Raw genomic sequence first — 12,776 nt, 5'->3', positions numbered from 1 at the left:
CATTCCTGTGCAGGTTCCCTCTCCTAACCGGAGAAGGAGGCCCCCCTGCATGTTTCATCGCGCCGCCCACACGCCTGGTCGCAAGACTGCCCGCAAACCGCTGAGGAGCGCGCTTTGCGCCGGGCTTTGCGCCGCAATCGCCGGGCCAGCGGCCGCTGACGATCTCACCCTGTTCCTAGAAGATTTCTCCGCCGTCATCAGCAAGGTGCAACTGGCGCGGACCATCACTCTCCTCTGCAATGAGCGCGATCCCGAATACGCTGCCGCGCGCAGCGCGAAGACAGAGGCCTGGGAATCGGAAAACGAAGTCGCCCTGTTCGACACACTGATCGAAGGTGTCGCAACCAAATACAGCCAGCTGCGTCCCGAGCTTGAAAGCATCGGCGCGCAGGCACGCACCCAGATCCTGCCTCAGCTTGAGGCCGAGCCTGAAGCCTGCGGAAAGATGGACGAGCTTCTGGCCAAGGAGGACATGACCCTCCGCCCCAAGATCCGCAGCCTGCTGCAGAAGGCAGACGACCTGGGCGTGCGGCTGGATTCTGCTGCCCCAGAGGCGCCGCCGGAAATCATCCCGCTTTCCCGTCTCTCGGCAATGCTCTTGGATCTGATGGAAGAGGTGGCCCCCGCCGAAGAGGCCTCCGCCAACCGGAAAACGCGCGAGGCGCGCGGCGATTATGCTGAAACCTGGCTGCAGGCACGCGGCCCCCTCTCCACCTTTGGCCGCGTCATCAGCCAGCGCGATCTGCGCGAATGGCGCGGCGATCATCAATCCCGCTACACCCTCTCCTGCCGCAGCTTTGCCAACGATGCCGAGGAGACCGCCTTCGCCGCAGCCGCCGGTGAAAACCGGGTTGTCACCGGGCGCCTGCGGCATTTCGTGGAAACGCAGGATGGCGGCACGATCACCCTGGACGCCTGCACGCTGGCGCCGGCCAAGCTGCAACCTGCCCTGATGCTCCAGCCTGAGGATGTCGCAGGCCTTGTCGACCGTCCACTGGATGTCAGCGAAGCTTATGCCGGTCCGCGCGCCGGCCCCTCGATGCGCAGCATCGATCGGGTGATCTATGACGCAGACTTCTCCACCCGTATGGACGGGTTCGGTAATGGCTATGTCGACCGGAACGAAGCGATCTATGTGCTGCAGAAAGATGGCAGCGCCTTCCTGCATGAATGGCCCTTCCCGGTCACGGATGTAAACACCGATCTGCTGCGCAAGCGCGAGCCGGGAAAATGGTATAAATGGAGCGCGCGCGGCAAGGATATTGTCCTGCGCCCCGCCGATGGCGGAGAAATCCTTATACTGAAGGCACCCGCCCGCTTGCGCCCCATCGGCAATGGCGCGCGCCTGGACAAGGAATACTATTACCTCCAGATCGCCATGATGGGCGCGCGCAGCGATCGCAGCTACGCTTTCCGGCAGAATGGAGAGCTGGACTTTACCCGCAGCGGTTTTGTTGCCGGCAATATTGGCGCCTCCTACATCATCGTCAGCGGCGGCAAGGGCGATGATCGCCAGACAGGCCAGAAATACCGCTTTGAGGATTATGCCCTGATAATCGAAACGGCTGAAGGCGAAGAGCGCCAGTTCTTTGCCATCCGAGACGGCGACAAGCCTGCCGCCCCGGAAGAGATCTTCGTCAAGGGCGAGGTGTACTGGGAGAAGGGCAAGGAGGAATAATCCCGCCTAATTTTCCTGCGCGATCCGCACGAGGTTTGCATCCATCTCTCCGATGATCGAAGGCGCATCGGCCGGCCGGTCATTGGCATAGACGGCAAAGATCAGCGTCTGCCCGCTGCGCGCCGTCATGAAGCCGGAGAGCGCATTGACGCCGTGCAGAGAGCCTGTCTTGGCATAGACTTTCCCCTCCAGCGGCGTGCCCCGGAACCGGCGCGCCAGCGTGCCGCTTTCCCCGCCCACCGGCATCAGGCCGCGCCAATCCTCGCCCCAGGCCTGCCGGGCGGCCCATTGGAGAAACTGCGCCATGCCGCGCGGGGTCACGCGGTTATAGCTGGAAAGGCCCGAGCCATCGAACAGCTCCGCCTCCACAGGCGTCAGCCCGGCCTCGGCCACCAGCGCGGCCAGCACCTCCTGCCCGCCTTCGGGGGAAAGCTCCCCCCGCGCCAGCGCAATGCGGCGCAGCAGCAGCTCGGCATGAAGGTTCTGGCTGTTCACAAGAATACGCCGCAGACTGTCCATCAGCGGCGGCGGTGTCAGCTGCGCAATCAGCACCGGCGCGCCCTGCCCGGCGCCAAATTCGGCGGGCTCATGACGTGCCCGCATCCTGCCTTCCACGGCCACGCCGCGTTCCGTCAGCAGGCGGAAGAGGCGAAAGGCTGCCGTCTCCGCCGGGTCGCGCATTCCCACGGCATAGGCGCGCGGGGCGGCGCCCGCCGGGATAGATCCGGTCAGCCGCAATATCTCAAGGCCCGGCACGCGCCCCATCCGCAGCGTCTGCTCGGTTCCCGGCAGGCCGGTGATCAGCTGGTTATCAACCGTCAGCAGGTCATCGCCCGCCGCCCAGTCCGCCGCTGCCGGATCGCCCGGCGCCGCCCCTGGCGCTACAATCAGGCTCAGTGCATTCTCGTTGACCGAAAGGGCAGAAACCGGCGCGGCATAATACCAGACGAAATTGTTCCAGCTCCACCCCTGCCCCCAAGGCTCGGCGGGCAGCAGCGTATCGTCGCCGATAATGTCGCCCACGCGCGTGATCCCGGCAGCGGCCACCGCGTCCGCCAGCTGATGCAGGCAATTGTTCAGGCAGTCCGGCCGGTCAGCCAGCATGGGGTCGCCCGCTCCCATCAGCACAAGATCGGGCGCCGCCCCTTCTCCGCGCGGCGCCAGCCACAGCGATGTGCCCGCCGCCGGATCGGCCACATCAAGCCCCGCCAGATACTGAAACGCTGCCGCCGTGGTGAACACTTTGGTGTTGGAGGCCGGGATGAAGCGCTCATCGGCATTCAGCGAAAACACCTCCCGTCCGTCCAGCGTCATCACCACCGCGCCCCAGCGCACGCCGGCCACCTCCGTCTCGGCAAACGGCGCCGGCCGGGGCGGCTCTGCCGGCGTCGTGGTGCAGGCAGCAAGCCCCATCAGCGCAGCGCCGGTGATGGCCTTCAGCAAGCGGGGGAAGTTCATCCGTAACCGTCCTTTTATCTCTAGAGGCGCTTCTTGGTGCGCCCCTCATGCGCGCGGGCATTTGCCGGGTCGTCCGGCCAGTCATGCTTGGGATAGCGCCCGCGCATATCCTTGGCCATGTCCTTGTAACCTGCGCCCCAAAAGCGCGCGAGATCCTGCGTCGCCGCCGCCGGCTTCATGCCGGGCGAAAGCAGCTCCACCGTGACGGCCACGCGCCCCGCCGCAATCTTGGGATGCTCGGTCAGGCCATAGAAGGCCTGCGCCCGCGCAGACACCAGCGGCGCGCGCGGGTCCAGCCAGTCCACCCGCGCGCTCTGGCCAGAGGGCAGCTCCAGGCTCAGCGGCGCATGGCTGCGCAGCGCTTCCTGCACCGGCCAGTCCAGCGACTGCACCAGCGCCTCGCGCACATCATGGGGCTCGGGCACCTGCGCCCCGCGCCGCTTCAGCGCCGGCTTCAGCCAGTCTGCCGCCGTTTCCGCCAGCCCCTCAACCGTCAGCCCCGGCGCCTCGATCAAGCCCGCCTCTGCCAGAATGCGCAGCCGGCTCAGCGTCTCCTCGATCACATCGCCCGCGCCAATGGCGCCAAACCCATCTGCCTCAATCGCCGCCAGCATCGCTGCCGCCGCGGCCTCTGCCGAGGGCTTCGGCAGAGGCGCCTCCGAAAGCACAATCGCGCCCAGCGCCTTCACCCGGCGCGCGGTGAACCGGCCCGTCTTCGGATCAAACGCCGCCCGTTCCTCGGTCACCGCCTTCTGGCTCGCCAGCGCTTCTGCCTCGCTGAGCGGAAGGCCCAGCAGGATGCGCGGCTCCTTCGCTGCCCCGCCCAGGTCTGCCACGATCAGCCAGTCTGACTTCGCCAGAAGATCAGAGGGCTGAACAGCGGCTGCCCGCCCCGATGCCATCAGATAGCTGCCCGCGCTTCCCGGCCGCCGCCGCGCCACCTGATCGGGCCAGGCTTGGCTGAGCAGCTTTGCCAGATCCCCGCCGGGCGCTGCGCCCCCGCCCCAGCTCTTGGCCTGCTGCTTCAGGGACCGGGCCCGCGGGCTGCCATCGGCGCGGAAACGCTGCAGCCGCTGGGTCAGATCGCTGCTCTCCCCGCCCATGCCGCGCTCGCCCATCATGGCGGCAATCTCGGCGGCCAGCGCCTTCTCTGCCGGGCCTGGCGCGGAAGCCACCAGCGCGGCAAGGCGCGGCGGCAGGGGCAGGCGCGCCATCTCCCGCCCCCGCGCGGTCAGCGCGCCATCTGCGTCCAGCGCGCCCAGCGCCGTCAGCAGGGCGCGCGCGCCTTTCAACTTGCCCGGCGGTGGCGGGTCCATCCAGGTCAGCGCCGCCGCGTCCTGCGTGCCCCATTCGGCCAGCGTCAGCGCAAGCCCGGAAAGGTCCGTCACCAGAATTTCCGGCGTCGGCGCCGCCATAAGCCCGCGTGTCGCCGCTTCATCCCATAGCCGGTAACACACGCCCGGCGCCGTCCGCCCGGCCCGGCCCCGGCGCTGGTCGGCAGAGGCGCGGGACGCGCGCACGGTGGTGAGCCGGCTGCCGAGCCCGCCCAAATCTTCCTCCGCGACGCGCGAGAGGCCAGAATCGATCACGATCCGCACCCCCTCAATCGTCAGTGCGCTTTCGGCAATGTCGGTGGCCAGAACAATCTTGCGCTTGCCCGGCGGCGCGGGCGAAACCGCCGCGTCCTGCTCCCCCGGCGAGAGCGCGCCATAAAGCGGTGCCAAGATAACATCCGGCCCCAGCCCCGAGAGCGCCTCCGCCGTGCGGTTGATCTCCCGCGCCCCCGGCAGGAAGGCGAGCACGGAGCCTGCCTCCTCGCGCAGCGCCTGGCGGATCACCTTGGGCATCCGGTCCTCGATCCGCTCGTCAGACTTGCCGAGATAGCGCGTCTCCACCGGATACATACGTCCCTCACTCTCGATCACCGGCGCATCGATGGCGCGCGCGACCGCGGCCGTATCCAGCGTGGCAGACATGATCAGCAGGCGGAGATCCTCGCGCAGCACAGACTGCACCTCCAGCGCCAGCGCCAGGCCAAGGTCAGCGTTCAGCCGCCGCTCATGGAACTCGTCAAACAGCACCGCGCCCACGCCGTAAAGTTCCTGATCGGCCAGGATGCGGCGCGTGAACAGGCCATCGGTGATCACTTCGATCCGCGTGTCCCTAGACACCTTCCGGTCGACGCGCGTGGTGAGGCCAATGGTCTGGCCCACCCGCTCGCCAAGGGAGGAGGCCATCCGCTCGGCCGCCATGCGCGCGGCCACCCGGCGCGGCTCCAGCAGGAGGATACGCCCTTCAATCACCCCCGGCGCGCCCAGCAGTCCCGCCAGCGCCAGCGGCACGCGCGTCGTCTTGCCCGCGCCCGGCGGGGCGGCCAGCACAAGGCGTGGCCCAGCGGCCAATGCGCGGAGAATCTCCGGCATCACTTCATCAATCGGCAGGGCATCGGCGTGCATCATCTGCCCGCTGATAGGGCGCCCCCTGCCCTGATGGCAAGCGCTGGCATCCCTGCTGCAGTTCCGGCAGTTGCCATTGCCGCGCCCTCCCCCTACCGTCCCGGCGGGTTCTAACTGGGAGTTGCGTATGAAGGGCTGGTTCGCCATTGATCTCTGGAAGCGGGTGCTGGTCGGCCTCGTCGTAGGCACGCTGATCGGCCTTGCCCTGCGCTACGGCCTCGGGCCAGAGCGCGCCGGAGAGTTCGTCACCACCTGGTTCAAACCTGTGGGCGACGCCTTCATCAACCTCATCCGCATGCTGGTCGTGCCGCTGATCTTCGTCACGCTGGTCTCCGGCGTGCTGGCGATGGGCGATCCCAAACGTCTCGGCAGTCTCGGTGGCCGCGCCCTCGCCCTTTATATGGGCACCACCATGGTCGCCATCTGCTTCGGCCTGCTGATGGGCACGCTCGTCCAGCCGGGCGCGGGCTTTGACACCTCCATCGCCTCAGCCGCAGATATTGAAGAGACCCGCTCGCGCCTCGCCGTCAACGCGCCCGCTGGCAGCGTCGGCGAGCAGCTTGTCCGGACCCTGCTCTCCATCATCCCGTCAAACCCGGTCGACGCCTTCGCGCGCGGCGACGTGCTGCAGATCATCTTCTTCGCCATCCTGCTTGGCGTCGGCATCATGATGACCGGCGAAATGGGCAAACCGCTGGAGAAACTGTTCAACTCCGGCGCCGAAGCGATGATGAAGCTGACGCTGATCGTGATGGAAACAGCCCCCTTCGGCGTCCTCGCCCTGATGGCCTGGGTGATGGGCGACCGGGGCCTCAGTGTCCTCACCGTGCTCGGCAAGATGACGCTGGCCCACTACACGGCCTGTATCCTGCACATGCTGTTCACTTACGGCTTCATCGTGAAAGGCGTTCTGCGCCTGCCGCTGATCCCCTTCTTCCGCGGCGTGTTCGATGCGCAGATGGTGGCTTTCTCAACCTCCTCCTCCAACGCAACCCTGCCGATGAGCATCTCCTGCGCCACCAAGAATCTCGGCATCGGCAAACCGGTTGCCTCCTCGGTGCTGCCGCTCGGCGCCACGATCAACATGGACGGCACCGCGCTCTATCAGGGCCTCATCGCCCTCTTCGCCGTGCAGGCCCTCGGCATCCCCATCGATCCGGGCATGTATGTGACCATCATCATCATGTCGACGCTGGTATCGATCGGCACCGCCGGCGTGCCCTCGGTCAGCCTGCTGCTGGCCACAACCACGCTCAGCATCGTCGGCGCAAGCCCCGATCAGATCGTGCTGATCATCGCCGTATTGTTCCCATTCGACCGTATCCTCGACATGATGCGCACCGTCACCAACATCACCGGCGACCTCGCCGTCTCCACCGCCGTCGCCAAATGGGAAGGCGATCTCGACGAGGAAGTCTTCCGGGCGACAGATCCGGTCTGATCTTCCCCCCTCTCCCCCTGGGGAGAAGGGGGGATGAGGGGTCGAGGCATCCAAAGACATCACCGGCAGAATAAAAAGCCCGGCCGTCTTTCGAGGGCCGGGCTTTTCCTATGCTTTGGACGCGAACTCAGTGCGCGGTCGGTTGCGGCTCGAAGCTCGTCTGGCTCGGCGGCAGGGACGCTGTTACCGGCGCCTGCGAGGGCAGCCAGCAGGTCACTTCCAGGCCCCCGCCATCGACCGATTTCATGCCCACCGTACCGCCATGCAGATGGATGAAGTGCTTCACCAGGGCGAGCCCCAGGCCCGCGCCGCGCTGATCGCCGGAAACAAAGCTGTCAAAGCTCGTCGCGCGCTTGTCTGCCTCAAGGCCAGATCCATTGTCGCGCACGCTGAGGGTAATCATGTCGCCCATGCGCTGGGCCGCCACCACGATCTCCCCGCCCGGCTCGGTAAAGCGCAGCGAGTTGGAGATGAGGTTGAACAACACCTGCTTGATCCGGCGCTCATCGCCCCGCATCTGGCCAAGGCGCCCGGTGATCTCGGCGCGCACCGAGACTTCGGTATCCTCCGCCTTCGATACAACCAGCTCAACGCTCTGATGGATCACCTCTTCCAGGTCCAGTTCGCTCAGCTCCAGATCAAGCCTGCCAGCCTCGATCAGCGCCAGATCCAGAATATTCTCGATCAGCTTGTTGAGATGATCCGACGCTGAAAGGATCGCGCGCACATGGTCTGTCTGGCGCTCCGTCAGCGGACCATTGCGCTGTGTCTCCAAGAGCTCGGCATAACCAAAGATCGTCGTCAGCGGCGAGCGCAGCTGATAGCTCACATTGCGCACAAACTCGGTCTTCAGGCGGTCAGCCGCTTCAAACGCTTCGGCCCGGTCGCGCAGCGCCGATTCCACCCGCCGCGTCGCCGTCACATCGGCAAAGGCGATCATCGTGTTTCCATCCGGCAGCGGATGGGTGAGGTAAGTCAGCAGCGAGCCATCCGAGCGGCGCATCTCGCCGGTGGTGGACTGGCGGGCGGACGGGTCGGTGATGTGAACCTTGATGCCTTCCCAGATGTCCATGTCATGAAACAGCGGCACACAGCCCCGCACCACATCGTCATAATCCGGCTTGTCCTTCAGCCGGTCAGACGGAATGTCCCACACCCGCTCAAAGGCGCGGTTATGCAGCTTCAGCCGCCCGTCAGAGCCGAACACGGCGACGGCCTCATGCAGATTGTCCAGCGTCGAAGACTGGGTCTTGATCAGCGCGTTGAAGCGGGTCTGCAGCGACAGATGGTCGGTGATGTCCTTGAACAGGACCAGCAGCCCGCCCATCGGATGGCGCTGGCGCGTGACAGACAGCGTGCGGCTGTCTGGCAGAGACCATTTGTCTTCCTTCACCCCGTCAATGTCGAGATAATAGGAAATCTCCTCGGCGCGCCATTCGGCATAATTCGTCCGCGCCGGGAGCTTCTTCTTCTCGCGCAGCCGGTCCAGAAGCTGGCCATGATTGGGGCGGTCCAGAAGGAACGTCTCTTCCAGGTCCCACATGTCGCGGAAGGCCTTGTTGTAGAAATTGAGTTTCCGGTCCGGCCCGAAGATCGCCACGGCGTCGGCCACATGGTTCAGCGTCTCGTCATGGGCGCGCACATGGCGGTTGAGCTCCTCGCGGGAATTCTCCTGCTCGGTCACGTCAAACGCCATACACCCCGCCCCGCCCGACAGCGGGAAGGTCAGCACCCGCATCGCCCGGCGCTGATTGTTGATCACGATATGCCGGGTCTCGTCATGCTCGGCCCCGTCGGTGATCGTCTTGCGCGCCTGCTCGTTGACCGCCTGGTCCAGCATCACCTGCCGCTCCAGCACCCGGTCAAGGTTTCCGCCGTCCACCGCTTCGATATAAGCGGGGTTGGCCCATTGCAGGCGCCCCATTCCCGAAACCCGCCAGGCCGGGAACGGCGCCTTGCCCAGCATGTCGAGGAACGCCGTCGGGTCGCGCGCAATCACCTGCCGCGCCTCTTCCAGCTTGCCGCGGGCCGAGCTTTCCTCCAGCCCCTTGATCGTCGTGTCGTTGACCCACACCACCGCGCGCACGCCCGCCGTGCGCCCGTCCGCCTCCAGGAAGCGGCCCGAGGGCCCGATGATCGTCAACGAGAAAGGCTGCCCGCTCTCGCGCAGCTCCCGCAGGCGGATGCGCAGCGTCGTGTCCTGGCCCGCCGAATCGCGCGCCTCCAGATCGGCCAGCCCCTCGACGATGCGCACCGCCGGGTCTGGCGAAATCGCGTCATCGGTAAAACTGAGGAGGCCTGCCAGCGCCACCGGCGACCCATAAAGCTCCGGCGGGGTGATCTCGTCCCCGTCCAGCTCCAGCGCGTCGCCCTGCCAGACCAGAATGACGCCCGGATGGGCACCTAACACAGATTTAAGGCCGGCATTCTCCGTTTCCCGGTCCCCGGCCACTTCGCGGTAGCGCTTGGCCGCCCCGCGCGCCCCGTCTGACACCCGCAGCGCCCAGAGCAGCGCCCCAAGCGCCAGCAGCGCGGTGCCAATAGCCATCAGGATGGGCATCTGTTCAGCGGTCATCGAGCTACCGGGCCTCTATATATTGGCAAATCATGCCGACCATTGCCGGCCGCGCGCAGAAAAGGCGCCGCGACTCGCGAGGGGTTTATACTGGTTAATGAATGGTGCCGCGAGCGTTAAGGCGGGGTTAATACTGAGTTCAGCACGCTGCCTGCAGAACAGTCCGGCGGTCGGGCCAGCCTGCAGATTGGTGTTGCAAAACAGCCACACCCACCTAGGTTAGTTCGATCGGCCTTTCAGGAGCTATCCCGTATGCGCGCCCTCCTTGCCAGCCTTGCCCTGTCTCTTGCCCTGCCGATGACCGCGATGGCCTCGGGCGATGGAGACCTCGCTGAAGCCGACGACATCGTGCGCCTGCCCGGCCAGCAGGCCGCCGCCCGGCCCGAAAGAATGCCCCTCCCCGGCAGCCCGCCAGGCGACAAGCCCAAACGCCTCGTCCCCGGCGGCGTGCTGATCATCAGCTTCGATGCCAATGGTGACGGCGTCATTTCCCCCGAAGAACTGCGGGAGGGCATTTCCGCCGCTTTCACGCAGGCCGATGCCAATGGCGATGGCCAGATCTCGGCGCTGGAACAGCAGGCCTGGGCCGCCAGCTTCCCGGTGCGCGACGATACCCTCGCCAATCCCGTCCGGTTTGACCCCAATCTCGACCGGATCGTCACCTATGAAGAATTCTACACGGTGATCCTCCAGCTCGCCGCCCAGTATCAGGACAGCGCCGGCAACATCACCGCCGCCAGCCTCACCGCGCCCGACAAGCCGGAGAAGGAAGACCGCCGCTTTGCGCAAGGCGGCGGCCCGCGCGGCGAAGGTTCGCCCGGCGGCCCCCAGCGCTAGGGCGCCCGCCGCCTTCGGCCCCCGCCCCCCACCTTGACTTCGCGCGCGGTTCAGGAAACCCGTTTCCGCCATGACCCTGCCTCCCCTTCCGCCCGTGCGCGGCAAACTCATCCCCGGCGCTGAGCTCGCCCCCTACACCTGGTTCCGCGTCGGCGGCCCGGCAGACGCCCTCTTCCTGCCCGCCGATGAGGAAGACCTTGCCGCCTTCCTGAAAGCGCTGGACCCCGCCATCCCGGTCACCGTCCTCGGCGTCGGCTCAAACCTCATCGTGCGCGATGGCGGCATCCCCGGCGTCGTCATCCGCCTGATGGGCAAATATTGGGGCGAGATTGAAGCCCTCGACGGCCTCACCCTCTCGGCCCGCGCCGGCGCGCTCGATCTCGCCGTCGCCAGGGCCGCCGCCGAAAACGGCATCACCGGCCTTGAATTCCTCTCCGGCATCCCCGGCTCGCTCGGCGGCGCCACGCGCACAAATGCCGGCTGCTACGGCGCCGAGCTGCGCGACCGGCTCGTTGCCCTGCATGGCTTCCGCCGCGATGGCAGCCCGGCCGCCTGGCGCGGCCCCGGCAAGCCCGGCGCCCTGCCCGAGGCCCATTTTTCCTACCGCCACACAGACCTGCCGGACGATCTCATCGTCACGCGCCTCATCCTGGAAGGCACGGGCACGGATGATCCGGCCACCATCAGTGCTGCCATCGCCGCCCTTCAGGCCCGCCGCGCAGAGACCCAGCCCATTAAAGAGAAAACCTCCGGATCCACCTTCGCCAACCCCGACCCGCCGGGCACGCCGGACCAGCGCTCGGCCTGGAAACTGATCGACGCGGCCGGCTGCCGCGGCCTGAAAGTCGGCGGCGCCCAGGTCTCCCCCCTCCATTGCAACTTCCTGATCAACACCGGCACCGCCACCGCCGCAGACCTCGAAGCCCTCGGCGAACTCGTCCGCGCCCGCGTGCTGGAAACCTCCGGCGTTGACCTCCGCTGGGAAGTCCGCCGCATGGGCCGTGTGCAGAGGGTTTAGGTCGATCCCGTAGGGCGGGTTAGCCGAAGGCGTAACCCGCCAACCTATTTGCGCCATCCAATGGCGTCTGACGTGCTTTAGCCCGGCATCTCACCCAAGTGGCCGGAGAGTATCCAATCTTCAACGCTTATTGGCTTCTCGGATGTGCCGTTCGTGTGAAATCGATTCGCGATTGCATCGCATCGATCTGCACTTAAAGTCACGCCGATTGAGCCATCATAATTACAATAGTGAAGGCTTCTCTCAGGAGCTACATTTATGCGACTGGTGTTGCGCAATCCAATTAGATCGCAATTTGGCCCAGAGAATGCAAAGCCAGCTGCATAAATTGTATCGGCAGTTTTGACCCAACCGCGAGCGTCCTTACGCGCCTTTAGTACCGCAGCGTTGCCAACATTCCGCTCATTAACAACTGAAATTCCGCTCGCCCACTCAGTCAACTGAAATGGGGAACTAATTGCGTCTACATTTAGGTTTCCACACTGCCCATGTGGATGAACAATATCAATATAGTTCGTATAGTGATCGTATTGAGACTCGGTGTTTTCAAATTGTCGATCAAGCACATACTCAAGAATTCCATCATAATTGAAGGATATAATCTTGATTTTATTCTCAGGAGAGACGGTTCCAGACCTAATTCCGTGCCTAATTAAATTGATTAACAGGTGTATCCAATTTCTCTGCTTAGCGCCGACCGTTCTAACTTCTAATGATTTTGGAGAAATCTTTTCGCCTTGTAGATCATAAGTCCGCTTCATAATTTCCACTGCAATGCAAATCTTGATCACATCGGAATAGCTAGGATTTTCAACGATAAAGTCGTCAATCGTTTCAGAAGTTTGATTTAGTAGAAGCCCACAAAGATTCCTTAGCCTGCGAAGATCTTGATTTATTCCGCCTACGTCCAAAGTTCTGTTTACCGAATCCCAATGCCGACTAAGAACCGCGCCAAAGTAAGGTTGCCGCCAAAACTGACTGTTTGAACTAAATGTCGATCTAACAAAGCGCTCCAGTTCGTAAGCTAAGCGCCCCTCTGTTCCATCAACAAAATTCCGGTCGGCACTCAAGCCCGCTTGAATATTTGGAATCATTCGTGCGCCCTGAGGGACCCCAAATGGCGCAGAAACCCCGGCACCCAAGATCAGCACTGACCTTTTCGCGCAAATCGACAACTGCGCCCCCCCTATCATGGCTCACTTTGGTGAGAACTGCCCCTCGCAGGCGGCATCACCGCATACCTATTGATAAGAAGGGCGCCGCACCGTTCTCTTCAATAGAATCAGTATTGGCTGTCCTATCCCTTCTTCTTG

Annotated in this window: 8 protein-coding genes; 4 read left to right on the top strand and 4 right to left on the bottom strand. The window is 64.5% G+C overall.

The annotated features are described in order from the left end of the window. Positions 1–49: 49 nt before the first annotated feature. Complete coding sequence (locus BBF93_RS00955) at positions 50–1,678, top strand: hypothetical protein (protein ID WP_114104738.1); 1,629 nt, start codon at positions 50–52, stop codon at positions 1,676–1,678. Positions 1,679–1,684: 6 nt separating this feature from the next. Here BBF93_RS00955 and dacB read toward each other — a convergent pair whose 3' ends face one another. Both dacB and hrpB read right to left on the bottom strand, forming a co-directional pair. Beyond that, positions 1,685–3,136 (bottom strand): D-alanyl-D-alanine carboxypeptidase/D-alanyl-D-alanine-endopeptidase, encoded by a 1,452-nt coding sequence (dacB, locus tag BBF93_RS00950; protein ID WP_035593763.1) that lies wholly within the window; start codon positions 3,134–3,136, stop codon positions 1,685–1,687. Positions 3,137–3,156: 20 nt separating this feature from the next. Then, positions 3,157–5,595: an ATP-dependent helicase HrpB gene (gene hrpB, locus BBF93_RS00945; RefSeq protein WP_114104737.1), complete on the bottom strand. Its 2,439-nt coding sequence runs from the start codon at positions 5,593–5,595 to the stop codon at positions 3,157–3,159. A 124-nt stretch (positions 5,596–5,719) separates the two neighbouring features. Between hrpB and BBF93_RS00940 the strand changes: the two genes are divergently transcribed. Next, positions 5,720–7,033 (top strand): dicarboxylate/amino acid:cation symporter, encoded by a 1,314-nt coding sequence (locus tag BBF93_RS00940; RefSeq protein ID WP_035593761.1) that lies wholly within the window; start codon positions 5,720–5,722, stop codon positions 7,031–7,033. A 127-nt stretch (positions 7,034–7,160) separates the two neighbouring features. Here the strand turns inward: BBF93_RS00940 and BBF93_RS00935 are convergent, their stop codons facing one another. Next, the gene (locus tag BBF93_RS00935) at positions 7,161–9,608 is read right to left on the bottom strand and encodes a PAS domain-containing sensor histidine kinase (protein WP_035593760.1); all 2,448 of its coding nucleotides are present in this window, start codon (positions 9,606–9,608) and stop codon (positions 7,161–7,163) included. A 252-nt stretch (positions 9,609–9,860) separates the two neighbouring features. Between BBF93_RS00935 and BBF93_RS00930 the strand changes: the two genes are divergently transcribed. Further along, positions 9,861–10,445 (top strand): hypothetical protein, encoded by a 585-nt coding sequence (locus BBF93_RS00930; protein WP_114104736.1) that lies wholly within the window; start codon positions 9,861–9,863, stop codon positions 10,443–10,445. Between the two features lie 70 nt (positions 10,446–10,515). Continuing rightward, a complete protein-coding gene (gene murB, locus BBF93_RS00925; RefSeq protein ID WP_114104735.1) occupies positions 10,516–11,463 on the top strand; it encodes a UDP-N-acetylmuramate dehydrogenase in 948 nt (315 codons plus the stop codon). A gap of 77 nt (positions 11,464–11,540) precedes the next feature. Here murB and BBF93_RS19430 read toward each other — a convergent pair whose 3' ends face one another. Then, on the bottom strand, positions 11,541–12,557 hold the full coding sequence (locus BBF93_RS19430) for a hypothetical protein (RefSeq protein ID WP_162786360.1): 1,017 nt from the start codon (positions 12,555–12,557) through the stop codon (positions 11,541–11,543). Positions 12,558–12,776: the final 219 nt, after the last annotated feature.

The organism is Hyphomonas sp. CACIAM 19H1 (assembly GCF_003325995.1).
Taxonomy (GTDB): Bacteria; Pseudomonadota; Alphaproteobacteria; order Caulobacterales; family Hyphomonadaceae; genus Hyphomonas; species Hyphomonas polymorpha.
This window is presented reverse-complemented; position numbering and strand designations above follow the sequence as displayed.